This is a genomic window from Xanthomonas sp. NCPPB 3570 (assembly GCF_056725115.1).
Genome location: NZ_CM161513.1, coordinates 1,085,117 through 1,108,832, shown reverse-complemented (window position 1 = coordinate 1,108,832; position 23,716 = coordinate 1,085,117). Strand labels below are relative to the sequence as shown.

Here is a 23,716-nt window from a genome sequence, read left to right as displayed (position 1 = left end):
GGCATGGCCCGGTATCGCGCGGCCCCGCTCACGGCTCCAGCGCGCGCAGCAGGCCGCGCGCCTTGGCCCGGGTCTCGTCGAGTTCGCGCTCCGGGTCCGAATCGAACACGATGCCGGCGCCGGTGCGGAACTGCACCTGCGCGCCGTCCACCTCGGCGGTGCGGATGAGGATGTTCAGATCCATGTCGCCGTCGCGGTTGAGCCAACCGAACGCGCCGGTGTAGGCGCCGCGCGGGGTCTGCTCCAGCTCGGCGATGATCTGCATGCAGCGCACCTTGGGGCAGCCGGTGATGGTGCCGCCCGGGAAGGTGGCGCGGATCGTCTCGCCCGGGGTGGTGCCCGCACGCAGCCGGCCGCGCACGTTGCTGACGATGTGGTGCACGTGGGCGTAGCTCTCCACGGTCATCAGCTCGTCGACCTCGACGCTGCCCGGCGCGCAGATCCGCCCCAGGTCGTTGCGCTCCAGGTCGATCAGCATCACGTGCTCGGCGCGCTCCTTGGGGTGCCCGACCAGTTCGCGGATGCGCGCGGCCTCGTCGTCGCCCGGCGCGCGTGCGCGGGTGCCGGCGATCGGCCGGGTCTCGACCACGTCGCCGCGCACCGACACCAGCCGTTCCGGCGAGGAACTGACCACGGCGCGGCCGTGGCCGACGAACAGGCCAGCGAACGGTGCGGGATTGGCGCGGCGCAGCTGCGCGTACAGCGCGGCCGGCGCCAGCGGCGCGGCGAAGCGCGCCGACCAGCGTCGCGACAGATTGACCTGGAACACATCGCCTGCGCGCAGGTAGTCGAGGATGCGGCGCACGCCGTCGACGAAGCGCTGCGGCGGGTCTTCCTCGATCGCCAGCGGCGCCTGCCAGGCCGGTGCCGGTGTGGCTGTAGGCAGCGTCTGCAGATCGTCGAGCACTGCCTCCAGCAATGCCGCATGCGCGGGTTCGGCCAGCGCCACGCAGTCGCCGGTGACGTGATCGCGCAGCAGCGCCGCGGGACAGCGCAAGGCCAGCGCGGCAGGCGAGGCCGCGGCGGACTGCGGCAACTGCAGCACCGGCTCCACCTGCGCAGCGAGTTCGTAGTCCAGCAGCAGCGCCCAGCCGCCACGAAACGGCCAGCGCGGTTCGTCGCGTTCGCAGCGCTCGGCCTGCCAGTGCGCGTCCAGCGCATCGAGGAAATCGCCGGCGACCGCCGTACCGTCCAACGCGCGAGTGCCCCCGTCGCGATCCAGCCGCAGGCCTTGCCCGTCGGCGACCAGCAACAGATCCCAGCGCCCCTGCGCCGTGCCCGACGCCGCCGATTCCAGCAACACCGGATACCGCTGCGGCGCCAGGCGATGCAGCGCCAGCAGATCGACCTCGGCCGGCAAGGGAACGGTACGCAGCATCGAAGATCCGCTGGAAGAATGAAAACGTGAGGCGGCGAAGGCGCCGTCGGGCGATGCGGCGCCGGGGATGGCAGCGCGGACATGCCGCGCACCCGTGTCAGGGAGAAAAAGCGCGGCATCAATCAGGCGCCGGCTTTACCCAATCCCGAATCCCACTCCCGAATCCCGAGGGGGCTACGCCCCCTCAGACCCGCTTGAACACCAACGTCCCGTTGGTCCCACCGAAGCCGAACCCATTCGACATCGCCACGTCGATCTGCTTCTCGCGCGCCACGTTCGGCACGTAGTCCAGGTCGCAGCCTTCGCCCGGTTCGTGCAGGTTGATGGTCGGCGGGATGATGCCGGCATGGATCGCCATCACCGAGAAGATCGCTTCGGCACCGCCGGCGGCGCCGAGCAGGTGGCCGGTCATCGACTTGGTGGAGCTGACCATGGTCTTGTAGGCGTGGTCGCCCAGCGCACGCTTCATCGCCAGGGTCTCGGCCAGGTCGCCCAGCGGCGTGGAGGTGCCGTGCGCGTTGAGGTAGTCGATCTGGTCCGGGTTGAGCTTGGCGTCCTTCATCGCCGCCACCATGCTGCGCGCGGCACCTTCGCCGTCCTCGCTCGGGGCGGTCATGTGGAAGGCGTCGGAACTGGCGCCGAAACCGACCAGCTCGGCGTAGATGCGCGCGCCGCGCGCCTTGGCGTGTTCGTACTCTTCCAGCACCAGCACGCCGGCGCCGTCGCCGAGCACGAAGCCGTCGCGCTCCTTGTCCCACGGGCGCGAGGCGGCGGCGGGATCGTCGTTGCGGGTGGACATCGCCTTCATCGAGCAGAAGCCGCCCACCGAGGTCGGCGAGGAGCCGCGCTCGGCGCCGCCGGCCAGCATCACGTCGGCGTCGCCGTGCTGGATCATGCGCATCGCGGTACCGATGGAATGGTTGGAGGTGGCGCAGGCCGAGACCGCGGAGAAGGTCGGCCCCTTCAGCCCTTTGATCAGGCTCACCTGGCCCGGCAGCATGTTGATGATGGTGCTGGGCACGTAGAACGGCGAGATCTTGCGCGCGCCGCCCTCGTGGAATTTGACGGTCTGTTCCTCGATGCCGAGCAGGCCACCGATGCCGGAGCCGAGGATCGCGCCGATGCGCTCGGCATTGGCCTCGGTGATCTCCAGGCCGGAATCGTCCAGCGCCATGAACGAGGCGCCGACGCCGTAATGGATGAACGAGTCCATCTTGCGCGCGTCCTTGGACGAGATGAACTTGGTCGGATCGAAATCCTTGATCTCGCCGGCGATCTTGGTGGTGAACTGAGACGCATCGATCTGGGTGATCGGGCCGATGCCGGAGCGTCCGTTGACGATCCCTTCCCAACTGCTGGCCAGGTCATTGCCCAACGGCGACACCAGGCCCATGCCGGTTACGACGACACGACGGCTCATTGCGAAATCTCCTCACCGCGATACGCGCGGCCTTGACGCTGTAAAAACACAGGGCCGCATGCGCGGCCCCATGGGATTGTCACGCGCATCGGGCCCACGCAGGCGCCGATGGCGATCGCGAACGCAGCCTCAGCTCTTGACGTGCGCCTTGACGTAGTCGATGGCCTGCTGCACCGAGGTGATCTTCTCGGCTTCTTCGTCCGGGATCTCGCACTCGAACTCTTCTTCCAGGGCCATCACCAGCTCGACGGTGTCCAGCGAGTCGGCACCCAGGTCATCGACGAACGATGCGTTGTTGGTGACTTCTTCTTCCTTGACGCCGAGCTGTTCGACGACGATTTTCTTGACGCGTTCTTCGATGGTGCTCATTGGGATATCGCTCCAGATGGAGTAGTGGTGGTTCGAGTTTTAGGATCCCCGCACACGGATGTGCGGTGCTCCTGTGAGGGACTCACAAAACGCCATCGGGCTGCGATGGCCGCGTTGGATAGTGTAGTGGAAACCGACTGGCCCTTGCAGCGCTGCACAAATGCCGGCCGATCAGCCACTTAGGCGCGTCCGTTGCGCCGCAGGCTCACGGCATGTACATCCCGCCGTTCACGTGCAGGGTTTCGCCGGTGATGTAGCCGGCGCCGGGCCCGGCCAGGAACGCCACCGCGTTGGCGATGTCGGACGGCTGGCCGAGCTGGCCGAGCGCGATCTGCTCCAGCAGCGCGGTGCGTTGCGCTTCGGGCAGCGCCTTGGTCATGTCGGTATCGATGAAGCCCGGCGCGACCACGTTGACGGTGATGCCGCGCGAGCCGATTTCCTTGGCCATCGACTTGGAGAAGGCGATGATGCCGGCCTTGGCCGCGGCGTAGTTGGCCTGGCCCGGATTGCCGGTCACGCCGACCACCGAAGCGATGTTGACGATGCGGCCCTTGCGCGCCTTCATCATGCCGCGCAGCACCGCCTTGGAGGTGCGGAACACGCTGGTCAGGTTGGTGTCGATGATCGCCTGCCAGTCGTCGTCCTTCATCCGCATCAGCAGGTTGTCGCGGGTGATGCCGGCGTTGTTGACCAGGATCGAGACCGGACCGAATTCCTTGGCGATCGCCTCGATCAGCGCATCGACCGCGGCGCCGTCGGTGACGTCCAGCGCGCGGCCGTGGCCGCCGTGGGCGGCCAGGCGCGCGCCGATCGCCTGCGCGCCGGCGTCGGAGGTGGCGGTGCCGATGACGGTGGCGCCCTGTGCGGCCAGTTCGTCGGCGATGGCCGCGCCGATCCCGCGGCTGGCGCCGGTGACCAGCGCGATCTCGCCCTGCAATGGCTTGCTCATCTGCGTTTCCTTGGAGACGGACGGCGCATGGCGCCGGGGAAGGAGAAGGAGGCCGGCGCGGGCGCGACACGCACCGCGCGGCGGCCGGCGATCAGGAGGCCCAGGCCTCGCGCGCGCCGGCGAACTCGGCAGGCGTGCCCAGGGCACGGCCGTCGAGCGACTTGTCGATGCGCTTGACCAACCCGGTCAGCACCTTGCCCGGGCCGCACTCGGCCAGGCGGGTGGCGCCGCCGGCGGCCAACGCCTGCACGCAACCGGTCCAGCGCACCGGCAGATACAACTGCTCGACCAGCGCCTGGCGGATTGCCTCGACGCCCTCGTGCACCTGCGCGTCGGCGTTCTGCACCACCGGCAGCTGCGGCGCCTGCCAGGCCAGCCCACGCATCGCTTCGGCCAGGCGGTTGGCCGCCTCGCGCATCAGCGGGGTGTGCGAGGGCACGCTGACCGCCAGCTTCACCGCCTTGCGCACGCCGCGCTCGGCCAGCAGCGCCAGCGCGCGGTCGACCGCCGCGGCATCGCCGCCGATCACCACCTGGCCCGGCGAGTTGTAGTTGGCCGGCACCACCACCTGGCTGCCGGCGGCCTGCGCGCAGACCTCTTCGACCAACGCGTCCTCGGCGCCGAGCACGGCGGCCATCGCGCCCACGCCGGCCGGCGCGGCGTCCTGCATCAGTTGCCCGCGCAGCCGCACCAGGTGCGCGCCGTCGTGCAGCGACAGGGCGCCGGCGGCGACCAGCGCGCTGTATTCGCCCAGGCTGTGCCCGGCCAGTTGCGCCGGACGCGCCCCGCCCTCGGCCAGCCACAGCCGCCACAGCGCCACGCTGGCGGCCAGCAGCGCCGGCTGGGTGTACTCGGTGCGGTTGAGCATCTCTTCCGGGCCGCCCTGGCTCAGCGCCCACAGGTCCACGCCGGCGCCCTCGGAGGCTTCGGCGAAGCTGTCGCGCAGCTGCGGATGCAATTCGGCCAGTTCGGCCAGCATGCCCAGCGATTGCGAACCCTGGCCGGGGAAGACGAAGGCGAGTGTGGAATCGGTCACGCGGTTGGCCCTGCGAAAATCGAGCGGCGATGATACGGGCGAAACCGGCCGGGCGTCTGTACCCGGGCGTATGTGAAATGGCGGCTCGCCCATCGCATGCCGCCGTTCGCGCCTCGCTCGGCGACGACCGGTGTCAGGCCGACAGCACACGTGAAGCGCGGGACGCACGCGGGCGCACGGCGTTGCGATCACGAGGGCGGGCAAGGGGGCTGGCAGCGCGTAACCGGGGAGAAGCGGAACGAGGGGCATGTCCGATGGGCGCGGCTGGACGCCCAGGCGACAACGCAAAAAGCGCGCACCCACAGGCGACCACGCTGGGCGAATCGCGCTTTTCGCGCGCGGCGTGATGTTTGCGAAAGGAAGGCGATCGCAGACGCAGCGCGCGGTACGGGCAGCGCAGACCACGCGCCGCGATGCGCGCGCTGGCGTCAGGAGAATTGGATTCGGCCAGCGCATTGCAGCGCGTCGTGGTGACGACGCCCAACACCGGTATTGGATTGGCATCCGCGCACCGACGCCGCCAACGGCGCCGGGCGCGGGAACAGGCTCAGTAGCGCAGCAGCGCCGAGCCCCAGGTGAAGCCGCCGCCGAAGGCTTCCAGCAGCAGCAACTGGCCGCGCTGCACGCGGCCCGAACGCACCGCCACGTCCAGCGCCATCGGCACCGAGGCGGACGAGGTGTTGCCGTGGATGTCCACCGTCACCACCACCTGCTCCATCGGCAGCTCCAGGCGCTTGGCGGTGGCTTCGATGATGCGCAGGTTGGCCTGGTGCGGGATCAGCCAGTCCAGGTCGTGCTTGTCCAGGCCGTTGGCCTCGAGGGTCTCGTCGACCACGGCGTCCAGCGCCTTGACCGCGTACTTGAACACCTCGCTGCCCTTCATCTGGATGCCGCCGGCGGCCGGGTCGCCGGTGCCGTCGCCCAGTCCGGTGGCGATGCCGACCGGATTCCACAGCAGTTCCTTCTTGCTGCCGTCGGCATGCAGATGGGTGCTGAGGATGCCGGTGTCTTCGTCGGCGCGCAGGACCACCGCGCCGGCGCCGTCGCCGAACAGCACGCAGGTGGTGCGCTCGGTCCAGTCGACGATGCGGCTGAGGGTTTCGGTGCCGATCACCAGCACGGTCTTGGCGTCGCCGCTGCGGATGAACTTGTCGGCCACGCTGAGCGCGTAGACGAAGCCCGAACAGGCGGCGTTGACGTCCAGGGCCGGGCAGCCGACCACGCCGAGGCGGGCCTGGATCAGGCAGGCGGTGGACGGGAAGATCAGATCCGGCGTGGTGGTGCCGACCACGATCATGTCGAGTTCGGCGGCATCGATGCCGGCGGCTTCGATCGCCTTCAGCGCGGCCTCGTAACCCAGGTCGCCGGCGGTCTGGCCGGGGGCGGCGATGTGCCGCTCGCGGATGCCGGTACGGCTGCGGATCCATTCGTCGCTGGTGTCGACCATCTGCGACAGATCGTCGTTGGTCAACACTTTTTCAGGCAAATAGCTGCCGGTGCCCGCGATCCTGGAATAGATCCGCTTGCTCATGCTGGTTCCTGTTGCCTGTTACGCAGGCCGCCCCGGTGCGGCGCGGCCTGTGAAGATGGGTGACTCCGTCCGCCGCAGCGCGGTGGACGGGCACGGATCAATCTTCTTCGACCTGCGCGGTCTTGGTGGCGATCACCTTCTTGCCACGGTAGTAACCGTCGGCGGTGACGTGGTGGCGCAGGTGGATCTCGCCGCTGGTCGGATCGGTCGACAGCTGCTTGGCGCTGAGGGCGTCGTGCGAACGGCGCTGGCCGCGGCGGGACGGGGTGACACGGGATTTCTGCACAGCCATGGGATTGCTCCAAACTCGGTTCGTTTACATCTGTCGTCATTACGTCGCGCAGGACGCGCGCGTCCGGCAACAACCTCAGGCAGCGGCAGGCGGACCGACCGCTACTGTTTCTTCAGCGCCGCCAACGCCGCGAACGGGTTGACCTTGCTCGTTTCTTCCTCGGTCGCCGGCCAGTCGCGATCGACCGCCTCGCTTCCGGGCGCCACCGGCACCAGCGGTACCGCCAGCACCAGCTCGTCCTCGACCAGATCGGCCGGCCGCAGCATGCCGTCTTCCGGCACCAGCAAGGCCTCGTGATCCGGCGGCAGCGCGGCTTCTTCTTCCTCGCTGCGGATCAGCCCCAGCCGCTGCACGCTCGACACCGGCAGCAGGAAGCGCTGCAGGCTGCGCTGGCAGATCAGCGGCAGCTCGGTTTCGATCTTCAGTTCGACATAGGACACTTGCACTACAGCGTCGCGGCCGAATTCCAGCGTGTAGCGGCATTCGCCTTCGGTGTCGGCCAGGCTGCCTTGCAGACGGGTCATCGCCGAGAGCGGCAGGCGGTCTTCGAAGACCCTGCGCGCTGCGACCATCCGCCAGGCATCCAACAGTTCGGGCACGTTCGCGGACATAAGCCGCAGAATGTTAAGGACTACAGGCGCCCCTGTCAAACCGCCCCAACCCGGTCCCGGGTTGGCTTGCCGGTCCGCGCCGGCCGCCGCAGACTGCCGGCCCCGGCCCGCCGCCGCCTAGCCCCACCGCCGATGCCGCCGCTGATCCTGGCTTCCACCTCCGCCTACCGCCGCGAACTGCTGCAGCGGCTGCGCCTGCCTTTCGAGTGCGTGCGCCCGCAGGTCGACGAGACCCCGCTGCCCGGCGAAGCGCCGCTGGCGCTGGCGCAGCGGCTGGCGGCAGCCAAGGCCGCGACGGTCGCGGCCAGCATGCCGGAGGCCTGGGTGATCGGCTCGGACCAGGTGGCCGAACTGGATGGCCGACCGCTGGGCAAGCCCGGCGAGGTGGCCGCGGCGCACGCGCAGCTGGCGGCCATGTCCGGGCGCAGCGTGCGTTTCCATACCGCCGTGTGCCTGCAGCGCGGCACGCGCACGCTGCAGGCCTGCGACCTCACCGAGGTCCAGTTCCGCGACCTGCAGCCCGACGCCATCGCCCGCTACGTCGCCGCCGAACAGCCGCTGGACTGCGCCGGCAGCTTCAAGTGCGAAGGCCTGGGGATCAGCCTGTTCCGCGCGATCCGCAACCAGGATCCGACCGCGCTGATCGGCCTGCCGCTGATCGCGCTGTCCGAACTGCTGCGCGAGGCCGGCTACACCCTGCCCTAGTTCACTGCAGACGGCACCACTGGTACGGGAAGCGCGCTTGCCCGACCCAGGATGCGTAGAGCTGACAGGACCCCGGCTGCAGCGCCAGGCCGTAGCGCGCCAGTTGCTGCGCCGCCAGTGCCTGGGTCTGGCGGTCCGCGGCGGCGACATCCACGGCCCGTTCCGGCAGCAGCACCCAGCGGCAGCGGCCGGCATCGACGTTCACGCCCGCGCGCACCGGGCGATACGCCAGCCGCCGCATCAGCGCGCAGTCCGGGCCGCGATCCAGGCCCAGGCGCGCGGCCACTGCATTGAGCCGCTGCAGGCGCTCGACATTGCGATCCACTTCCGCCGGCAACATCGCGTAGCCCTGCCCGCGCGCCGCCAGCATCTCGCGCACCCGCCCGGCGTAGGCCGGCGTTTCCGGGAAATTGGAGGCGACCGACGCGTACGCCGCCTGCCCGGGCAGGAACGGAATGCGCCAGGACTCCGGCGCATCGCCGACCAGCAGCACCAGGCTGCGCTCGGGTTGCGGCATCGGCGGCGCCTGCACCCGGAACGCCTCGCGCGCCCAGCGCTCGTGCCCCCACTCGCCCCAGCCGTACAGCGCAAAGGCCGCACAGGCGATCAGGGTCCAGCGCGCCGCCGGCGCGGCGATGCGCGCCGGCAACAGCCGCCGCAGCCCCACCCACAGCAGCAGCGGCGCCAGCAGCTCCGGCACCACCAGGTAGCGCTGGATGCTGAAGGCCGCCTGCCAGGCGAGGAAGGCCACCACCACGAACACCAGCACCGCACGCCAGGCCGGCGCGACCACCTCCGCCGGCGCGGAGCCGCGCGGACGCCGCAGCATCCAGCGCAGCAGCGCGACCAGGCCCAGCAGATACAGCAGCGGCCATACCAGTTGCCGCAGGCGCACCTCGCTGACCCGGTTCGGCGCCAGCGAGAACTGCAGCGGCCAGGTCAGCCACTCCCACAGCGTCTTCGGCAACCAGCGCGTGTCGCTGACCGCCACCGGCTGCGCCAGCGGCGCCAGGAAGTGGCTGTTGAACTGCGGAAACAGCGGATTGCCGAAGGTCTGCCAGACCCGCAGCAGCCACGGCCCGGCCAGCAGTGCGAAACTGAGCAGCGTCACCGCGGTCAGCACCGCGGCGCCGCCGATCCGCTGCCGCGGGCGCCCACCGGCGACCAGCGCGGTCACGCCCAGGGCCAGCGCGAACAGCGCATTGGTCAGCTTGCAGGCCATCGCCAGCCCGAGCAGGGCGCCGGCCAGCGCCCACCAGCCCAGCGCCACGCCCTGCCCCGCGGCCTGCTGGCGGCGTTGCGCGTGCAGTGCGGCGAGCAGTGCGCCCAGCACCGGCAGCGCGCTGGTGTTGTCGCCCATGGTGCCGGCGAACTCGGACAGGAACGCGGCGCTGCACAGCCCGGCCAGCGCCAGCCATGGCACCAGCCGCGCGCGGTCCAGCCGCGGGTCCAGCACCTGCCAGACGATGCCGGCCAGCAGCAGGAACGCCAACGCGTGCAGCACGCCCATCGCGAACCCGGCCAGCGGGGCAGGCAAGCCGACGAACAGCGCGTAATGCAACACGTCCAGCAGCGGATTGAAGTAGCTCTGCATCTGCGCCGGCGCCAGGTCGATGCCGAGGCGGCCGTGCAGCGCGGCGTAGCCGTTGTACAGATGGTAGTTGCGCAGGTCCCAGTTGGCATCCTGGCCCAGCCACAGCGACAGCAGCCCGCCCAGCAGCGCGACCGCCACGCCGGCGGCGATTACGTTGCCGCGGCTGTGGAAGGTGAAGCGGCGATCCAGCGCGGCCAGCAGGCGCTGGCAGCGCGTCGGGCGCGGCAGCGCCGCCGAAGACATGCCCGCGCTCATGCGCCGTCTCCCCGCGGCGCAGCCTGCGCGTCCGCCGCCGGCCAGGCCGGGATCGCCAGGTAGGCCAGGCGCTTGGCCTCGATGCGGCCGCGCGTGACCGTGTCCAGGATCAGCCCACAGGCCAGCAGCAGCACGCCGAGCAACACCAGCGCCGAGCACAGGATCGCGGTGGGGAAGCGCGGCACCAGGCCGGTCTGCAGATAGGTCTGCAGCAAGGGCACCGCCAGCGCCAGCGCCAGCAACACGCAGGCGCCGAAGCCCAGCGAGAAGAACAGCAAGGGCCGCTCGGCCTTGAACAGGCGCAGGATGGTCAACAGGATGCGGGTGCCGTCGTGCCAGGTGCGCAGCTTGCTCTGCGATCCTTCCGGACGCGCGCCGTAGGCGGTGTCCACTTCCGCCACCGGCATGCGCAGTTGCAGCGCATGCACCGCCAGTTCGGTCTCGGTCTCGAAGCCGGCGGCATGCGCGGGGAACGACTTCACGTAGCGCCGCGAGAACACCCGGTAGCCGGACAGCATGTCGTCGAAGCTGCGGCCGAACAGAAAGCCCACGCAACGGGTCAGCAGCACGTTGCCGGTGCGATGGCCGGCGCGATAGGCCGCCGCCGCGTCGCTGCGGCGCGCGCCCACCACCATGTCCAGCCCGTCGCGCAGCAGGCGCTCGACCAGAGCCGGCGCCATCGCTGCATCGTAGGTCGCATCGCCGTCGACCAGCACGTAGACGTCGGCCTCGATGTCGGCGAACAACCGCCGCACCACGTTGCCCTTGCCCTGCAGCGCGACCTCGCGCACCACCGCGCCAGCCGCACGCGCCCGGGCAATGGTGGCGTCGTTGGAGTTGTTGTCGAACACGTGGACCTGCGCACCAGGCAACTGCGTGGCGAAATCGGCCACCACCTGGCCGATGGTGGCCGCTTCGTTGTGGCACGGCACCAGCACCGCGATCCGCGGCGCGGCCGCGGGGCGATCGGAGGGGAAACTGGACATGGGCGGCGTGCGGTCCTGCGCGGCGGCGGAAAGGCGCGCCATCCTAGCTCAGTGCGGGCGCAGCACGATCGGTTGTTCCCACCAGTCCTCGACGCTGCCGTCGCGGCCGTGCAGGCGCAGGCCCAGCCAGTGCGTGCCCGGTGCCAGGCCACTGGCATCGACGGTGGCGCGGAAGCCGATGTTCGGATGGTTGGGATCGGTGGAGATCTTCCAGAACCTGGTCACGTCGTAGACGTCGCCGTAGTGCGCCTGCGCCGCGACCTTGCCGTCGAGCAGCACCTCGATCCGGTCGATCCCCACCCCGTCCTTGAACGCCCAGCCGGACACGTCGAAGCGGCGGCCGACGCTGGCGTCCACGTCCGGGGTATTGAACCAGGCCATCGCCGGCGTGGTGCAAGGCCCGCTCGCGCGCTGCGCCGGCAGCGCGAACAGCAGGAAGCGCTGGCTGCCGTGGTCGCTGGACACCACCCGCGGCGGCGGCAGCGGGCCGACCAAGTCGCACACCGCGTGGTAGCGCTGCAGCAGCAGCCGGTACTTCATGTCGCTGGGCGAGAGCACCAGCAGCCGCGGACCGTCGCGGTGGCCGTCGTTGAGCAGGCCCCACTGCTGCAGTTGCGCGCTGCGCCCGTGCTTGTCGTTCAACGGATGCGGCAGCACCTGGATGTTCGGATCGCGCAGTTCGAAGCCGAGTTCGGCGCCGACCTTGAAGTTGTCCGCCAGCACCTTGGTGCCGGGCGGCATGCTCGCCAGTTCGCGACGCACCGCGCCGGCCAGCGGCCGCCAGCCGGCGAAGTTGCGCGGGTAGTACTTGTCGCCGGCAGTGTGCTCGCGCACCGCCGGCACCGACACCGCCAGGTAGTAGCCGAACGCACCGACCAGGCCCAGCCCGGCCAGCAGCCAGGTCGCGCGGCGCAGCGGCTTGCTCCAGCCGTTGAGGATCACCGGCGTGGCGATCAGCAGCGCCAGATAGCCCGGCAGCGGCCAGTGGAAGCTGACCCGCTCGGCGTCGGTGAAGAACCCGAGCAGGAAGATGCCCAGCGTGGACACCCCGCCGAGCAGGCCGAAATACCGCCACTGCACGCGCGTGCCGCTGCTACCGCCGCGCGTGGCCATCAGCGCCACCTTGGTCATCGCCACCGCCAGCAGCGGCGTGACCAGCAGCAACTGGATCAGCAGGAAGGCGATGCCGGCGGGCTGGAAACTCCAGGGATGGCGGTCGACCAACTGGAACTTGAGACCGGCCTCGCCGTTGTCCGCGTTCCAGGCCAGCAGCGGCAGCCAGGCGACCATGCCCAGCGCCAGCGCGACCCAGACCTGCGGATCGCGCAGCATGCGCCGGCCCTGCGGGATCAGCAGCAGCGCGATCGCGCCGACGCCGATCACGCCGACGAAGCGGTAATGGCTCAGCGCGCCGATGACCAGGCCCAGCGCCAGCTCCACCGCGCTCAGCGCCTCGGTCTGGCGCAGCAGCCGCGCTGTGGCGTCGATGCACAGAATCGTCGCCAGCGCCATCGGCACGTCCGGCAGCGCCAGGATGCCCAGGGTGCCGGACAGCGGCATCAGCAAGGCCAGACTGCCGGCCCGCCAGCCCGCCACCGCGCCGAACCAGCGCGTGGCGATGCGTGCGATCAGCCAGGGCACGGCCGCGCCCAGCAGCAGGAACGGCGCGCGCAGCGCCAGCAGGTGGTCGCCGCCGAGCGCCACGCCCAGCCGCGCCAGCCACGCGGTCAGCCCGGGCAGGTCCGAATAGGCCAGCGCCAGGTGCTGGCCTTCCTGCCAATAGAATGCCTCGTCCACGAACAACGGCAGGCGCGCGGCGACCAGCAGTTTGGCGGCAGTGACGAGCGTCCACAGCACGATGAAGACGCTGCGTGCACGTTGTTCCCCTTGCATTGCCCGTAAACTCCCTGAAACCGTTGCGAGAATGCGATGCCTAGTCCGCCCCGCTTGCCGGAAATGCTAACCGATACGTTGCGCGCGGCGCTCACGCGCGCCCAGCAGCAGGTCAACGCGCTGGTCCTGGGCAAGCCGCAACAGGTGCGCATGGCGTTTGTCGCCCTGCTGTCCGGCGGACATCTGCTGATCGAGGACCTGCCCGGCCTGGGCAAGACCACGCTGGCGCATGCGCTGGCCGCGAGCCTGGGACTGGGCTTCCAGCGCGTGCAGTTCACCTCCGACCTGTTGCCGGCCGATGTGCTCGGCGTGTCGGTGTACGACGCGCAGTCGCGCCAGTTCCAGTTCCACCCCGGCCCGGTGTTCACCCACGTGCTGCTCGCCGACGAGATCAACCGCGCGCCGCCACGCACGCAGAGCGCGCTGCTGGAAGCGATGGCCGAGCAGCAGGTCACCCTCGACGGGACCACCCATCCGCTGCCCTCGCCGTTCTTCGTGATCGCCACGCAGAACCCGGTGGACCTGTCCGGCACCTTCCCCCTGCCCGACTCGCAACTGGACCGCTTCCTGCTGCGGCTGGCGCTGGGCTATCCCAACGCCGAGGCCGAACGCGCGCTGCTCAGCGGCAGCGACCGCCGCGACCTGATCGCGCAGGCGCAGCCGCTGCTCGGCGAGGCCGACATGGCGACCCTGCGCCAGGGCGTGGAGCAGATCCATGCCAGCGAGGCGCTGGTCGGCTACGTGCAGGCGCTGCTGGCGCGCAGCCGCCAGCATCCCGGCGTGCGCGTCGGCCTGTCGCCGCGCGCCGGCATCGCCCTGCTGCGCGCGGCCAAGGCGCATGCGCTGCTGCTCGGCCGCGGCCATGTGCTGCCCGAGGACGTGCAGGCGCTGTTCGTGGCCGTGGCCGAGCATCGCCTGGTAGCCGAACAGGAATCGGCCTCCGGCCAGGCCCTGGCCAAGGCGATCCTGCACAGCGTCGCGGTGGACTGACACCGATGCCGGGCGGGCGGCGCGACTGGCGGCAGCGACTGGCGCAGTTGGCCGCGCCGCGCGCGCCGGAAGCGCTGCCGGTGCGTCTGGACCGGCGCCGCATCTACATCCTGCCCACGCCATTCGGCGGCTTCCTGGCGCTGCTGCTGGCGGCGATGCTGCTCGGCGCGCTGAACTACAACAACAATCCCGCGCTGCTGCTGGCGATGCTGCTCGGCGCGGCCGCGATGGCCAGCGCCATCGTCGCCCATCTGCAGTTGTCCGGACTGTGCCTTGAGGCACTGTCGGCCGAGCCGGTCGCGGCCGGGCAACCGCTGCGCCTGCGGCTGGCATTGGCCACCGCCGACGGCCGCCGACGGCGCGGCCTGCGCGTGCGCCACGGCGCAGCGCACACCTACCTCGACCTGCACCGCGACGATCGCAACGAGGCCGACCTGGAGGTGCCCACCGAGCGCCGCGGCTGGCTCGACCTGCAACGCATCCAGGTCTCCACCACCCAGCCGCTGGGCCTGCTGCGCGCCTGGGCCTGGTTCTGGCCGGACACCCCGCTGCTGGTCTATCCGCAACCGGAAGCCGACGGCCCGCCGCTGCCTGCAGGCGCCGGCACCCCGACCCAGACCCGCCTGCACGCGCTCGGCGAGGAGCTGCACCAGCTGCGCCCGTATCGGGCCGGCGACGCACCGCGGGCGATCGCCTGGAAGCACTCGGCACGCCGCGACACCCTGCTGGTGCGCGAGTACGAACGCCCGATCGGGGTGGACGTGGTGCTGGACTGGCGCACGCTGCCGACGTTGCCGCACGAACGCCGCATCGCGCGGCTGGCGCGCTGGGTCGAGGAAGCCGAACGCGACGGCCGCCGCTACCGTTTGCTGTTGCCGGGGCAGCCGGCACTGGGCCCGGGCCGCGGCCCGCAGCATCGGCATCTGTGCCTGCGCGCGCTGGCGCTGCTGCCGCATGGCTGAGCCGCGCTCGCCGACGCTGCATGCCGCCAGCCGCGCCTGGGCGCTGGGTGCGGCGCTGCTGGCCTTGCTGCCGCTGCTGCTGCAATTGCCCGGCACCCTGGCCGGGCTGATCGCGCTGTCGGCGCTGCTGATCGGCGCCAGTTCGGCGTGGCGGCCGCTGCCGGCGCTGCTGCGCCTGGTCCTGGTCGCCGTCATGCTCGCGGCGCTGTACTGGCAGGTCGGCCTGCGCTTCGGCCGCGACACCGGCTGCGCGCTGCTGGCGGCGATGCTGGCGATCAAACCCTCGGAACTGAAGAGCCTGCGCGATGCGCGCAGCCTGCTCGGCTTCGCCCTGTTCGCCCCGTTCGCCGCCTTCCTGCTGGATCAGGGGCCGGTGACGATGGCGCTGGGACTGGCCGCGGTGATCGCGGCGCTGCTGTGCATGCAGCGCCTGGCCGACCAGGAAGGCCACAGCGCGCGGCGGCCGCTGCGCGGGCAACTGCGCGGCGTCGGCCGCCTGCTGGCGCTGGGCCTGCCGCTGGCGCTGGCCGCGTTCTGGCTGTTCCCGCGCCTGGGCTCGCCGCTGTGGGGCGTGCCGGAACGTGCGCTGGGCCGACCTGGCCTGTCGGACACGATGAGCCCGGGGCAGTGGCTGGACCTGTTGGCCGACGACACTCCCGCGTTGCGCGTGCAGTTCTTCGGCCCGGTGCCGGCGCCGGCGCAGCGCTACTGGCGCGGGCCGGTGCTGTGGGATTTCGATGGCCAGACCTGGCGTGCGCCGCGCGACAACGCCTTCGCGCCGGCACCGCCGATCCAGCTCGCACCCGGCGGCTGGGACTACCAGCTCGAGGTGGAACCGACCGACCGCCGGCAATTGGTCGCCCTGGACCTGCCACGGCAGGCACCAGCCGGCACCCGGCTGACGGCCGACGCCGTGCTGCAGACCGAGCGTCCGCTCAGCGCGCTGACCCGCTGGCGGCTGCGGTCGGCGCTGCCGCAGCGGGTCGAGCCCGATCTCGCGCCGGCGCAACGGCAGCGCGCGCTGGCGCTGCCACCCAGCTACAACCCGCGCACCCTGGCGCTGGCCCGGCAGTGGCGGCAGCAGGCCGGTGCCGACGATGCGGCGATCGTCGCCCGCGCCCTGCAATGGATCCGCCGCGACTTCGCCTACACCCTTGAGACGCCGCCACCCGGCCGCGACGGCGTGGACGAGTTCCTGTTCCAGCAGAAAGCCGGGTTCTGCCAGCACTTCAGTTCGGCGTTCGTGGTGCTGATGCGCGGCGCCGGCATTCCCGCGCGTGTGGTCACCGGCTATGCCGGCGGCACCCGCAATCCGTTCGGCGACTACTGGGTGGTGCGGCGGATGGATGCGCACGCCTGGGCCGAGGTGTGGCTGCCGCGACGCGGCTGGGTGCGGGTGGACCCGACCGCGGCGGTGGCGCCGGAACGCATCTACGACACCCTGGAGGACCGGCTCGATGGCGGCGCCGGCGCGCAGGGCGGCGCCGGCGACTGGCGCTGGCGCGACCTCGCCGACTGGGCGCGGCGCGGCTGGAACGACCTGGTGCTGTCCTTCGATGCCAGCCGCCAGCAGCGCCTGCTCAGCCAGTTCGGCATCGCCCGGTTGGAACCCGGGCAACTGGTGGCGCTGTTCGCCGGATTCGCCGCGGTGCTGCTGGGTGCGATGGCCTGGTGGCTGGCGCGCGGCGAGCGCGAACGCGATCCGCTGCTGCGGGCCTGGCGGGCGCTGGGCCGGCGCTACGCCCGGCGCGGGCTGGGCCGCGACCCGCACGAACCGGCACTGACCTGGGCAGCGCGCGTAGAGCGGGAAACCGGCGATGCGAGCCTGATTCCGCTCAGCCGGCGTTTCGCCGATGCGCGCTACGCTGGCGCTGATTCGGACAGCGCTTCATTGTTGCGCGACCTGCGCAGGCACCGTCCGCCCACTGGAGCATCCCGATGAAGATTCGCCTGCTGTTCCCCGTGATCGCTGCGTTGGCGCTCGGCGCCTGCGCCACCGCTCCCAAGCCGCTGCAGGGCCAGTTCGCGCCCGTCAGCCCGCGCGACTCGGTCGCCGGCCAGCAGGCCGGCGCGCCGGTGCGCTGGGGCGGCAAGATCATCAAGACCACGCCCGGCCAGGGCCAGACCTGCTTCCAGATGCTGTCGCGTCCGCTCAATGCCAGCGGCCGCCCGGACAGCGATGCCGCCGACGCCAGCGATGGCCGCTTCATCGCCTGCCGCGCCGGCTTCTACGATCCGGCAGTGTTCGAGCCCGGCCGCGAAGTGACGTTTATCGGCCACGTGTCCGGCTACGACAACACCCGCATCGGCGACTACGACTACCGCCTGCCGAAGATGGACGCGGACGTGGTCTACCTGTGGCCGGTGGTGCGCCAGGTCGAAGTGGTGCCCGCCTACCCGTACGGCCCCTGGGGCGGCCCGTGGGGTCCGTGGGGCCCGCGCTGGGGCTGGTGGTAAACCCTGCGTTTCTGCCGCAACGAAAAACGCCGCTGGTCCCAGCGGCGTTTTTTTATGCCTGCACGTTCGCGCCAGCCGCGGCTCACGGCGTGCCGAAGCGTCCCAGCGGCGCGCCGGCGAGCAGATGCAGGTGCAGATGGAACACGGTCTGCCCGGCGTGCTCGCGGCAGTTGATCACCACCCGGTAGCCGTCCTGCGCCAGGCCCTGCTCGCGCGCGTAGCTGGCCGCGGCCAGCACCAGCCGGCCGACCAGGGTCGCCTGCTCCGGCGCCAGGTCGTCCAGGGTCGGAATCTCCACCTGCTTGGGGATGAAGAGCACATGCACCGGCGCCTGCGGCGCGATGTCCTTGAAGCCGAGCACGGCGTCGTCCTCGTAGACGATGCTGGCCGGAATTTCGCGACGGATGATCTTGCCGAAGATGGTGTCCATGGAGCGCGCCCGGAACGAAAGAAGGGGCCGCCGTTATAGCCCAATTCGGCGTCGCGCCGCAGCCGCGTGCGGCGCTTACTCGCCGGCGCCGGCGCGCGGCACTTCGCTGCGGCTGCCGAAGGCGTGCGACAGCGTGCCACGATCCACGTACTCCAGCTCGCCGCCGAGCGGCAGGCCCTGCGCCAGCCGGCTCGGCCGCACGCCGTGCTGGCGCGCCAGTTGCGCCAGGTAATGCGCGGTGGCCTCGCCCTCGACCGTGGAGTTGGTGGCGATGATCAGCTCGGCCACCTCGCCCTGCGCGAGCCGCGCGCCGAGCCGGTCCAGGCCCAGCTCGCGCGGGCCGATCCCGTCCAGCGGCGACAGCCGGCCCTGCAGGATGAAGTACAGGCCGCGGTAGCCGGTGGCGTGCTCGATCGCCAGCCGGTCGGCCGGCGATTCCACCGCGCACAGTTGCTGGCGGTCGCGGGCGGGACTGGCGCAGATCGCGCAGACCTCGGTTTCGCTGAAATCGCGGCACTGCGCGCAATGGCCGATGCGCTCGATCGCCTCGTGCAACCGCTCGGCCAGCCGCTGCCCCCCCTCGCGCTCGCGCTCGAGCACGTGGTAGGCCATGCGCTGCGCGGTCTTCTGGCCGACGCCAGGCAACACGCGGAACGCATCGATCAGTTGTTCGAGCAGCGGCGAGCTCATTGTGGTTGGGGATTCGGGAGTGGGGATTGGGGATTCGTAAGGAAAACATCGCTGTCACACGATGTTTTCGTAGGAGCGTCTTCAGCCGCGACGGCTTGATCTGACCGGTCGCGGCTGAAGCCGCTCCTACAAGAGGAATTCACCGAAGCAGGAGAGGCAGCGCACTCGCGAAAAACCGCGAATCCCCAATCCCCACTCCCCAATCCCGGCAACTCAGAACGGCAGCTTCATGCCCGGCGGGATCGGCATGCCGGCGGTGGCCGCGCCCATGCGCGCCTTGGACTCGGCATCGATCTTGTTGGACGCATCGTTGAAGGCGGCGGCGATCAGATCCTCGGCCATTTCCTGGTCGGCCAGGATGCTCGGATCGATCCGCACCTTGCGGCACTCCTTGGCGCCGGTCAGGGTCACGTTGACCATGCCGCCGCCAGCGCTGCCGGTGACTTCCAGCTTGGCCAGTTCTTCCTGGGCGCGCTGCAGGTTTTCCTGCATCTTCTGCGCCTGTTGCATCAATTGGGCGATATTGCCGCGCATCGTGGTTCACTCATCGTAGGGACGGATGGAATCGGGGACGACCCGCGCGCCTTGCTGCTGGATCAGCGCCTGCACCGCCGGGTCGTTCATGAACGCGGCCTCGGCCGCGTTCTGGCGCTCGCCGCGTTGCCGGTGCGAGCGCTCATGCAGGGTTTCGGCATCGACCGCGATGCCGCTTTCGATGACGATCTTCGGACGCTGGCCCAGCGCGTCGGCCAGGGCCGCGGCCAGTTCGCCGAGCGAGCGCTCGGACTGCAGGTATTCGAAGCCCGGCGACAGCGACAGGCGCAGCACGCCCTCGGCATGGCTGACGAAGGCGGCATTGGCGGCGAGCTGCCGCGAGGGGCCGTTCAGGCCGCAATCGGCGACCAGCTCCAGCCAGTCCTCGGCGCTGTGCAGCGCGCGCGGCGTATCGGACACGGGGGCATGGGTGCGCGGCGGCGGCGCCAGCGGCGGCACCATCGCCATTTCCGGTTCGGCGGCGGCGGCCGGGACCACCACTGGCGCCGGCGTCGCGACGGGCGCGGACGGCGCCGGGCGTGCTGCCGGCGGATCCCAGGGCGGATCCAGCGGGGCCGCTGCGGCGGTGGGCGCAGCCGCCACGGGCGCAGCGGGAACCGGCGCGGCAACGGCAGGCGCCGCCGGGGCAGCGGCAGCCACCGCGGCCGGCGCAGTGCCGTGTCCTTGCGCCGCCGCACCGGTCGCGGTGCCGGCCGGCAGCGCCGCGGCGCCCATCGGCCGGAACGCCAGCATGCGCAGCAGCGCCATCTCGAACCCGGCGCGCGGGCTCGGCGCCAGGTACAGGTCGCGGCGCCCGTTCAGCGCCATCTGGTACCACAGCTGCACGATCTCCGGCCGCAGGCGCTCGGCCAGCGGCGCCGGGTCCAGTCCGTCCAGCGCGGGCGTGGCCGCGCCCGGCACCAGCTGCCGCACCTGGATGCGGTGCAGGGCCTCGGCCAGCGCCTCCAGTACCCCGCCCCAGTCGGGCGAGAACTCGGCCAGCCCGGCCACCACCTGCAGCAGCCGCTGCCCGTCGGCATCGGCCAGCGCGTCCAGCATCGCCCCGACCTGGGTGCGGTCGACCGTGCCCAGCATCGTCCGCACCACGTCGTCGCGCAGCGCGCCGCCGGCGTAGGCGATGGCCTGGTCGAGCAGCGACAGGCCATCGCGCAGGCTGCCGTCGGCGGCCTTGGCCAGCTGCACGATCGCCGAGGCATCCACCTCGATCTGCTCGGCGGCCAGGATCTTGGTCATCTGCCCCTGGATCTGCTCCTCGTCCAGACGCTTGAGGTTGAACTGCAGGCAGCGCGACAGCACCGTCACCGGCAGCTTCTGCGGGTCGGTGGTGGCGAGCAGGAACTTCACGTGCTCCGGCGGCTCTTCCAGGGTCTTCAGCAGCGCGTTGAACGCCGCCTTGGAGAGCATGTGCACTTCGTCGATCAGGTAGACCTTGAACTTGCCGCGCGAGGGCATGTACTGCGCGTTCTCGATCACCTCGCGCACGTCGTCCACACCGGTGTTGGACGCGGCGTCGATCTCCAGCAGGTCGATGTAGCGGCCGGCGTCGATGTCCAGGCAGGCCGCGCACTGGCCGCACGGGTCGGCGCTGGTGCCCTGCTCGCAGTTCAGCGACTTGGCGAAGATGCGCGCGATGGTGGTCTTGCCGACGCCGCGGGTACCGGTGAACAGGAACGCGTGGTGCACCCGGCCGCTGTCCAACGCGTTGGTGAGCGCGCGGACCACATGCTCCTGCCCCACCAGCTCGGCGAAACGCTTGGGGCGCCACTTGCGGGCGAGAACGAGATAGGACATCAGGCGACCGTCTTCATCTGAACCACCATTGTGCCACGCCGGGCCACCGCGATCGTTCAGTCGCCCGGTCAGCCGCCGTCCCGACGCGCGCCGCCTCCGGCGTAGGGCCGCCTGCGACGATGAACAGGGCGAAGGTGACCCCGGTCAGCGCGGCCGCGGCGGCTCGCCTTGTGAACGGCGGCCATGACGGCTAGAATTCCCGCCCTTGCCCGGACCGCATGGCCCGCGCAAGACCCGGAGAGGTGTCCGAGTGGTTGAAGGAGCACGCCTGGAAAGTGTGTAAGCGTCTAAACCGCGCTTCGGGGGTTCGAATCCCCCTCTCTCCGCCAGATTACGCAAGCCCCTGTTTACGCAGGGGTTTTTTGTTGGCGTAAGGACTGGGTTACAGAGACGCAAGGCGGGACACATGACGCCCCATGCGCATCCCTCATCACCTCTCCCGTGCACCGTCTGGCCTCTGGTCGTTCCGGCAGCGGGTTCCTGTCGATCTGCAGCCGGTCGTGGGCCGACAGACCTTCAAGCGCACCCTGCAAACCTGCGACATGAAAGACGCGCGGATGCGCGCGTTGGTGTTGGCGGCCGGCTATGCTCAGGCCTTCACCGTGTTGAGGGAACGACGCGTGTCCAAGATGACTCCGCAGGAAGTGGACGAGCTCATCGCTCGGCTGACCAACAACCCCAACGGCTTTGCAGAGCTCACCCTGCACCGGACCCGCGCGCCGGACGGCACCACGTCCGAGCGCTGGGAAATCGACAGCCCCAAGGACATCAAGCTCTACAAGCAGATGATGGAGCTGGAAGCCAAGTTGGCGTCCTATCCCGCTCCATCCCCGCCCCCGCCCCCGCCCAAGCCAGGCCGGCGGCGGGTCTTCGCGGAGGACTTTGTTCATCCAGCCAAGACCGAAACCGAAGCCAGAGCGGTCATCGAGACCATCACCTTGGGCAAGGCCCGGGACGCGTGGCTTGATAGCATCAAAGCCAGCACCCTGCCCAAGACCTGGACCATCAAGCGCACCGCCATCGACCTGCTGACCCGCTTTCTCGGGGAAAAGACCAAGCTGCACACCGTCACCCGCTCCGACCTGGCCCGGTGGTATCAGCACATGCGCGACAATAAGGCTTCCACCCCGACCCTGACGAACAAGCAAAGCTACATCGGCGGCAAGGGCGGGTTCTTCGAGTGGGCCCAGGCATCGGGCCACTATCCCCGCGGCGACAACCCCGCGTCCGGGCACGTGAGCTACTCCACTCGGGAAAAGCGCGCGCGGCGCAAGTTTGGCTTCAAAGCCTACGACGCCCACCAGGTCCAGGCCTTGTTCGCACCCGCGGCCTTCGAGGGCCTGCCCCTGGCCGCGCGGTGGGCGTCCCTCATTGGTCTGTATACCGGCGCCCGCGCTTCGGAAGTCGGCCAACTGTTGACCTCCGACGTGGTCGAGGACGGCGGCCTCCCCTGCATCCAGATTTCGGACGAGGGCGAACACCAGAAAGTGAAGACCGACGTGAGCTTGCGGACCGTGCCGATTCACCCCGACCTCCTCGCCCTGGGCATCCTGGCCTGGGTCGAGCGGTCGCGCGCCGACGGCCAGGAGCGCTTGTTTCCGGCGGCGAAGGCCGATGCTAAAAATGGGCAAGGCAACTGGATCTCCAAAGCCTTCAGCCGGCACCTGGCCGAGGTGGGCAAGAACTGGCCCAAGGCCAAGCGCGGCTTTCATTCCTTGCGTAAAACTCTCATCCAGGAGTTGCAGGGCGCGGGCGTGGTGTCCGAGCTCCGGGCTCAGTTGGTAGGCCATGAGTTGGACGATGAGCACCACGTCACTTACAGCCGGGCCTTCACCGCCAAGGAAAAGCTTGACGGGCTCCGTGGTGTGTCGCCTGGGCTCTCGGTGTTGGCCTACGGCCTAGGCCTGGACGCTCTTCTCCCCTTGCTCGAAGAACCAACGCCGAGCAAGAAACCATCCAAGCCAAGGAAGCAACCCACATGAGCACACCTGGACTTCCGCACGAATCCCGCGTGGCTGTCTTGGTGGACTGCGACAACGTGCCCACCGACATCGTAGAGCACGCCCTGCGCATGGTGGCCCAGTTCGGCCGGGTCGTGCTGCGTCGCGGCTACGGCAACCACGCCACCCTGGCCAACAAATGGCAGGAGGTCTTGGTTCGGCAGGCCTTCACCCCGTGCCTTCAATACCAATACGCCTCGGGCAAAAACACCGCGGACATCGCCCTGGCGCTTGACGCCTTGGAAGCCCTATTCGACGGCCGTGCCGACACCTTTTGCCTGGTGACCAGCGACTCGGACTTCTCCTACCTCTGCCGCAAGCTCCGCGAGCGTGGCGCCACGGTGTGCATCGTTGGGGAGCCCAAGACCCCGGACGCCCTGCGCAACGCCTGCGATCAGTTCTTCGAATGGGACCGCACTGCTCAAGAGGAAGCGACCGCGAAGCGCCAAGCGGCCGAGCCGGAGACACCAAAGGCGGAGACAGTCAAAGAAGAAGCTGCCCGGTCTGACGGGAAGCCATTGCCGAAGCGCCGGCCCCTGTTCCTGGTCGAGGCGGTGACGTTGCTCGCTGGAGACACCTCCGAGGGCAAGGTCGGACTGGGGGCGCTTGGCCAGTATTTGAAGCGAACCGATCCGTCCTTCTCGCCCAACGTCTACGGCCATTCGGGCCTGCTCAATATGGTCAAGACCTACGATCTGTTGACCACCCAGCGAGAGGAAGCCGGCGGCTGGTCGGTAGGCCTGGCACCCAAGCCGCCCGCCGCGGTGCAGACAGTCTGACTAAAGTTCAGATGTGTGAACCAGCGCTCGCCCTCCGCGCTTG

General features: G+C 70.2%; 22 protein-coding genes and 1 tRNA gene. 8 read left to right on the top strand and 15 right to left on the bottom strand.

The window, feature by feature from the left end; translation table 11 throughout:
* Positions 1-28: 28 nt before the first annotated feature.
* The 8 genes from AC1PLR_RS04995 to AC1PLR_RS04960 all read right to left on the bottom strand — a co-directional run bounded on the left by AC1PLR_RS04995 (position 29) and on the right by AC1PLR_RS04960 (position 7,586).
* A complete protein-coding gene (locus tag AC1PLR_RS04995; protein ID WP_481102850.1) occupies positions 29-1,378 on the bottom strand; it encodes an aminodeoxychorismate synthase component I in 1,350 nt (449 codons plus the stop codon).
* A 184-nt stretch (positions 1,379-1,562) separates the two neighbouring features.
* A complete protein-coding gene (fabF, locus tag AC1PLR_RS04990) occupies positions 1,563-2,798 on the bottom strand; it encodes a beta-ketoacyl-ACP synthase II (RefSeq protein WP_010342474.1) in 1,236 nt (411 codons plus the stop codon).
* A 129-nt stretch (positions 2,799-2,927) separates the two neighbouring features.
* Entirely contained in the window at positions 2,928-3,167 is a 240-nt protein-coding gene (acpP, locus tag AC1PLR_RS04985) for an acyl carrier protein (protein WP_010342475.1), read from the bottom strand.
* Between the two features lie 205 nt (positions 3,168-3,372).
* Positions 3,373-4,116 carry a 3-oxoacyl-ACP reductase FabG gene (fabG, locus tag AC1PLR_RS04980; RefSeq protein ID WP_010342476.1) on the bottom strand — a complete coding sequence of 248 codons (744 nt, stop codon included), beginning with the start codon at positions 4,114-4,116 and terminating at the stop codon, positions 3,373-3,375.
* Positions 4,117-4,207: 91 nt separating this feature from the next.
* Positions 4,208-5,152 carry an ACP S-malonyltransferase gene (gene fabD, locus AC1PLR_RS04975; RefSeq protein ID WP_043092930.1) on the bottom strand — a complete coding sequence of 315 codons (945 nt, stop codon included), beginning with the start codon at positions 5,150-5,152 and terminating at the stop codon, positions 4,208-4,210.
* Positions 5,153-5,699: 547 nt separating this feature from the next.
* Positions 5,700-6,683, bottom strand: coding sequence for a beta-ketoacyl-ACP synthase III (locus AC1PLR_RS04970; protein WP_420009064.1), 984 nt, complete (start codon positions 6,681-6,683; stop codon positions 5,700-5,702).
* A gap of 97 nt (positions 6,684-6,780) precedes the next feature.
* Positions 6,781-6,975, bottom strand: coding sequence for a 50S ribosomal protein L32 (rpmF, locus tag AC1PLR_RS04965; RefSeq protein WP_010342479.1), 195 nt, complete (start codon positions 6,973-6,975; stop codon positions 6,781-6,783).
* Between the two features lie 101 nt (positions 6,976-7,076).
* Complete coding sequence (locus AC1PLR_RS04960; RefSeq protein WP_481102849.1) at positions 7,077-7,586, bottom strand: YceD family protein; 510 nt, start codon at positions 7,584-7,586, stop codon at positions 7,077-7,079.
* A 132-nt stretch (positions 7,587-7,718) separates the two neighbouring features.
* Here AC1PLR_RS04960 and AC1PLR_RS04955 point away from each other — a divergent pair, with 132 nt between their 5' ends.
* The gene (locus AC1PLR_RS04955) at positions 7,719-8,291 is read left to right on the top strand and encodes a Maf family protein (RefSeq protein WP_481102848.1); all 573 of its coding nucleotides are present in this window, start codon (positions 7,719-7,721) and stop codon (positions 8,289-8,291) included.
* Position 8,292: 1 nt separating this feature from the next.
* Here the strand turns inward: AC1PLR_RS04955 and AC1PLR_RS04950 are convergent, their stop codons facing one another.
* The 3 genes from AC1PLR_RS04950 to AC1PLR_RS04940 are packed head-to-tail and all read right to left on the bottom strand — an operon-like array spanning position 8,293 to position 13,019.
* Positions 8,293-10,140: a hypothetical protein gene (locus AC1PLR_RS04950; protein ID WP_481102847.1), complete on the bottom strand. Its 1,848-nt coding sequence runs from the start codon at positions 10,138-10,140 to the stop codon at positions 8,293-8,295.
* The gene (locus AC1PLR_RS04945) at positions 10,137-11,126 is read right to left on the bottom strand and encodes a glycosyltransferase family 2 protein (protein WP_481102846.1); all 990 of its coding nucleotides are present in this window, start codon (positions 11,124-11,126) and stop codon (positions 10,137-10,139) included. The genes AC1PLR_RS04950 and AC1PLR_RS04945 overlap by 4 nt, the downstream gene beginning before the upstream one ends.
* A gap of 48 nt (positions 11,127-11,174) precedes the next feature.
* Entirely contained in the window at positions 11,175-13,019 is a 1,845-nt protein-coding gene (locus AC1PLR_RS04940) for an ArnT family glycosyltransferase (protein ID WP_019801464.1), read from the bottom strand.
* Between the two features lie 36 nt (positions 13,020-13,055).
* Between AC1PLR_RS04940 and AC1PLR_RS04935 the strand changes: the two genes are divergently transcribed.
* Genes AC1PLR_RS04935 through AC1PLR_RS04920 form a run of 4 tightly spaced genes read left to right on the top strand, consistent with a single transcriptional unit; the run spans position 13,056 to position 17,428 of the window.
* Positions 13,056-14,009: an AAA family ATPase gene (locus AC1PLR_RS04935; RefSeq protein WP_481102845.1), complete on the top strand. Its 954-nt coding sequence runs from the start codon at positions 13,056-13,058 to the stop codon at positions 14,007-14,009.
* A 5-nt stretch (positions 14,010-14,014) separates the two neighbouring features.
* Positions 14,015-14,971 (top strand): DUF58 domain-containing protein, encoded by a 957-nt coding sequence (locus tag AC1PLR_RS04930; RefSeq protein WP_481102844.1) that lies wholly within the window; start codon positions 14,015-14,017, stop codon positions 14,969-14,971.
* Positions 14,964-16,913, top strand: a complete 1,950-nt coding sequence (locus AC1PLR_RS04925; RefSeq protein ID WP_481102843.1) for a transglutaminase TgpA family protein — start codon at positions 14,964-14,966, stop codon at positions 16,911-16,913. The genes AC1PLR_RS04930 and AC1PLR_RS04925 overlap by 8 nt, the downstream gene beginning before the upstream one ends.
* Complete coding sequence (locus tag AC1PLR_RS04920) at positions 16,910-17,428, top strand: Slp family lipoprotein (RefSeq protein WP_150410546.1); 519 nt, start codon at positions 16,910-16,912, stop codon at positions 17,426-17,428. The genes AC1PLR_RS04925 and AC1PLR_RS04920 overlap by 4 nt, the downstream gene beginning before the upstream one ends.
* An 82-nt stretch (positions 17,429-17,510) precedes the next feature.
* Here AC1PLR_RS04920 and AC1PLR_RS04915 read toward each other — a convergent pair whose 3' ends face one another.
* The 4 genes from AC1PLR_RS04915 to dnaX form a co-directional block, all read right to left on the bottom strand.
* Entirely contained in the window at positions 17,511-17,858 is a 348-nt protein-coding gene (locus AC1PLR_RS04915; protein WP_010342491.1) for a histidine triad nucleotide-binding protein, read from the bottom strand.
* Between the two features lie 75 nt (positions 17,859-17,933).
* Positions 17,934-18,548: a recombination mediator RecR gene (recR, locus tag AC1PLR_RS04910; RefSeq protein ID WP_019802203.1), complete on the bottom strand. Its 615-nt coding sequence runs from the start codon at positions 18,546-18,548 to the stop codon at positions 17,934-17,936.
* 213 nt (positions 18,549-18,761) lie between these two features.
* Entirely contained in the window at positions 18,762-19,082 is a 321-nt protein-coding gene (locus AC1PLR_RS04905) for a YbaB/EbfC family nucleoid-associated protein (RefSeq protein WP_017909282.1), read from the bottom strand.
* Positions 19,083-19,088: 6 nt separating this feature from the next.
* Positions 19,089-20,894 (bottom strand): DNA polymerase III subunit gamma/tau, encoded by a 1,806-nt coding sequence (dnaX, locus tag AC1PLR_RS04900; RefSeq protein ID WP_481102842.1) that lies wholly within the window; start codon positions 20,892-20,894, stop codon positions 19,089-19,091.
* A 236-nt stretch (positions 20,895-21,130) separates the two neighbouring features.
* On the opposite strand from dnaX, the gene AC1PLR_RS04895 reads away from it, so the two are divergent.
* The 3 genes from AC1PLR_RS04895 to AC1PLR_RS04885 all read left to right on the top strand — a co-directional run bounded on the left by AC1PLR_RS04895 (position 21,131) and on the right by AC1PLR_RS04885 (position 23,673).
* A tRNA-Ser gene (locus AC1PLR_RS04895) sits at positions 21,131-21,223 on the top strand.
* 87 nt (positions 21,224-21,310) lie between these two features.
* Positions 21,311-22,876 (top strand): DUF6538 domain-containing protein, encoded by a 1,566-nt coding sequence (locus AC1PLR_RS04890; protein WP_481102841.1) that lies wholly within the window; start codon positions 21,311-21,313, stop codon positions 22,874-22,876.
* Entirely contained in the window at positions 22,873-23,673 is an 801-nt protein-coding gene (locus AC1PLR_RS04885) for an NYN domain-containing protein (protein WP_481102840.1), read from the top strand. Before AC1PLR_RS04890 ends, AC1PLR_RS04885 begins: the two co-directional genes overlap by 4 nt.
* The last annotated feature ends 43 nt before the right edge of the window (positions 23,674-23,716 follow it).

Excerpts from the sequence above, each read along its gene's own strand:
- AC1PLR_RS04995 (WP_481102850.1), bottom strand. The coding sequence starts at position 1,378 with ATGCTGCGTACCGTTCCCTTGCCGGCCGAGGTCGATCTGCTGGCGCTG.
- fabF (WP_010342474.1), bottom strand. The coding sequence starts at position 2,798 with ATGAGCCGTCGTGTCGTCGTAACCGGCATGGGCCTGGTGTCGCCGTTG.
- acpP (WP_010342475.1), bottom strand. The coding sequence starts at position 3,167 with ATGAGCACCATCGAAGAACGCGTCAAGAAAATCGTCGTCGAACAGCTC.
- fabG (WP_010342476.1), bottom strand. The coding sequence starts at position 4,116 with ATGAGCAAGCCATTGCAGGGCGAGATCGCGCTGGTCACCGGCGCCAGC.
- AC1PLR_RS04970 (WP_420009064.1), bottom strand. The coding sequence starts at position 6,683 with ATGAGCAAGCGGATCTATTCCAGGATCGCGGGCACCGGCAGCTATTTG.
- rpmF (WP_010342479.1), bottom strand. The coding sequence starts at position 6,975 with ATGGCTGTGCAGAAATCCCGTGTCACCCCGTCCCGCCGCGGCCAGCGC.
- AC1PLR_RS04960 (WP_481102849.1), bottom strand. The coding sequence starts at position 7,586 with ATGTCCGCGAACGTGCCCGAACTGTTGGATGCCTGGCGGATGGTCGCA.
- AC1PLR_RS04955 (WP_481102848.1), top strand. The coding sequence starts at position 7,719 with ATGCCGCCGCTGATCCTGGCTTCCACCTCCGCCTACCGCCGCGAACTG.
- AC1PLR_RS04950 (WP_481102847.1), bottom strand. The coding sequence starts at position 10,140 with ATGAGCGCGGGCATGTCTTCGGCGGCGCTGCCGCGCCCGACGCGCTGC.
- AC1PLR_RS04945 (WP_481102846.1), bottom strand. The coding sequence starts at position 11,126 with ATGTCCAGTTTCCCCTCCGATCGCCCCGCGGCCGCGCCGCGGATCGCG.
- AC1PLR_RS04940 (WP_019801464.1), bottom strand. The coding sequence starts at position 13,019 with ATGCAAGGGGAACAACGTGCACGCAGCGTCTTCATCGTGCTGTGGACG.
- AC1PLR_RS04935 (WP_481102845.1), top strand. The coding sequence starts at position 13,056 with ATGCCTAGTCCGCCCCGCTTGCCGGAAATGCTAACCGATACGTTGCGC.
- AC1PLR_RS04930 (WP_481102844.1), top strand. The coding sequence starts at position 14,015 with ATGCCGGGCGGGCGGCGCGACTGGCGGCAGCGACTGGCGCAGTTGGCC.
- AC1PLR_RS04925 (WP_481102843.1), top strand. The coding sequence starts at position 14,964 with ATGGCTGAGCCGCGCTCGCCGACGCTGCATGCCGCCAGCCGCGCCTGG.
- AC1PLR_RS04920 (WP_150410546.1), top strand. The coding sequence starts at position 16,910 with ATGAAGATTCGCCTGCTGTTCCCCGTGATCGCTGCGTTGGCGCTCGGC.
- AC1PLR_RS04915 (WP_010342491.1), bottom strand. The coding sequence starts at position 17,858 with ATGGACACCATCTTCGGCAAGATCATCCGTCGCGAAATTCCGGCCAGC.
- recR (WP_019802203.1), bottom strand. The coding sequence starts at position 18,548 with ATGAGCTCGCCGCTGCTCGAACAACTGATCGATGCGTTCCGCGTGTTG.
- AC1PLR_RS04905 (WP_017909282.1), bottom strand. The coding sequence starts at position 19,082 with ATGCGCGGCAATATCGCCCAATTGATGCAACAGGCGCAGAAGATGCAG.
- dnaX (WP_481102842.1), bottom strand. The coding sequence starts at position 20,894 with ATGTCCTATCTCGTTCTCGCCCGCAAGTGGCGCCCCAAGCGTTTCGCC.
- AC1PLR_RS04890 (WP_481102841.1), top strand. The coding sequence starts at position 21,311 with ATGCGCATCCCTCATCACCTCTCCCGTGCACCGTCTGGCCTCTGGTCG.
- AC1PLR_RS04885 (WP_481102840.1), top strand. The coding sequence starts at position 22,873 with ATGAGCACACCTGGACTTCCGCACGAATCCCGCGTGGCTGTCTTGGTG.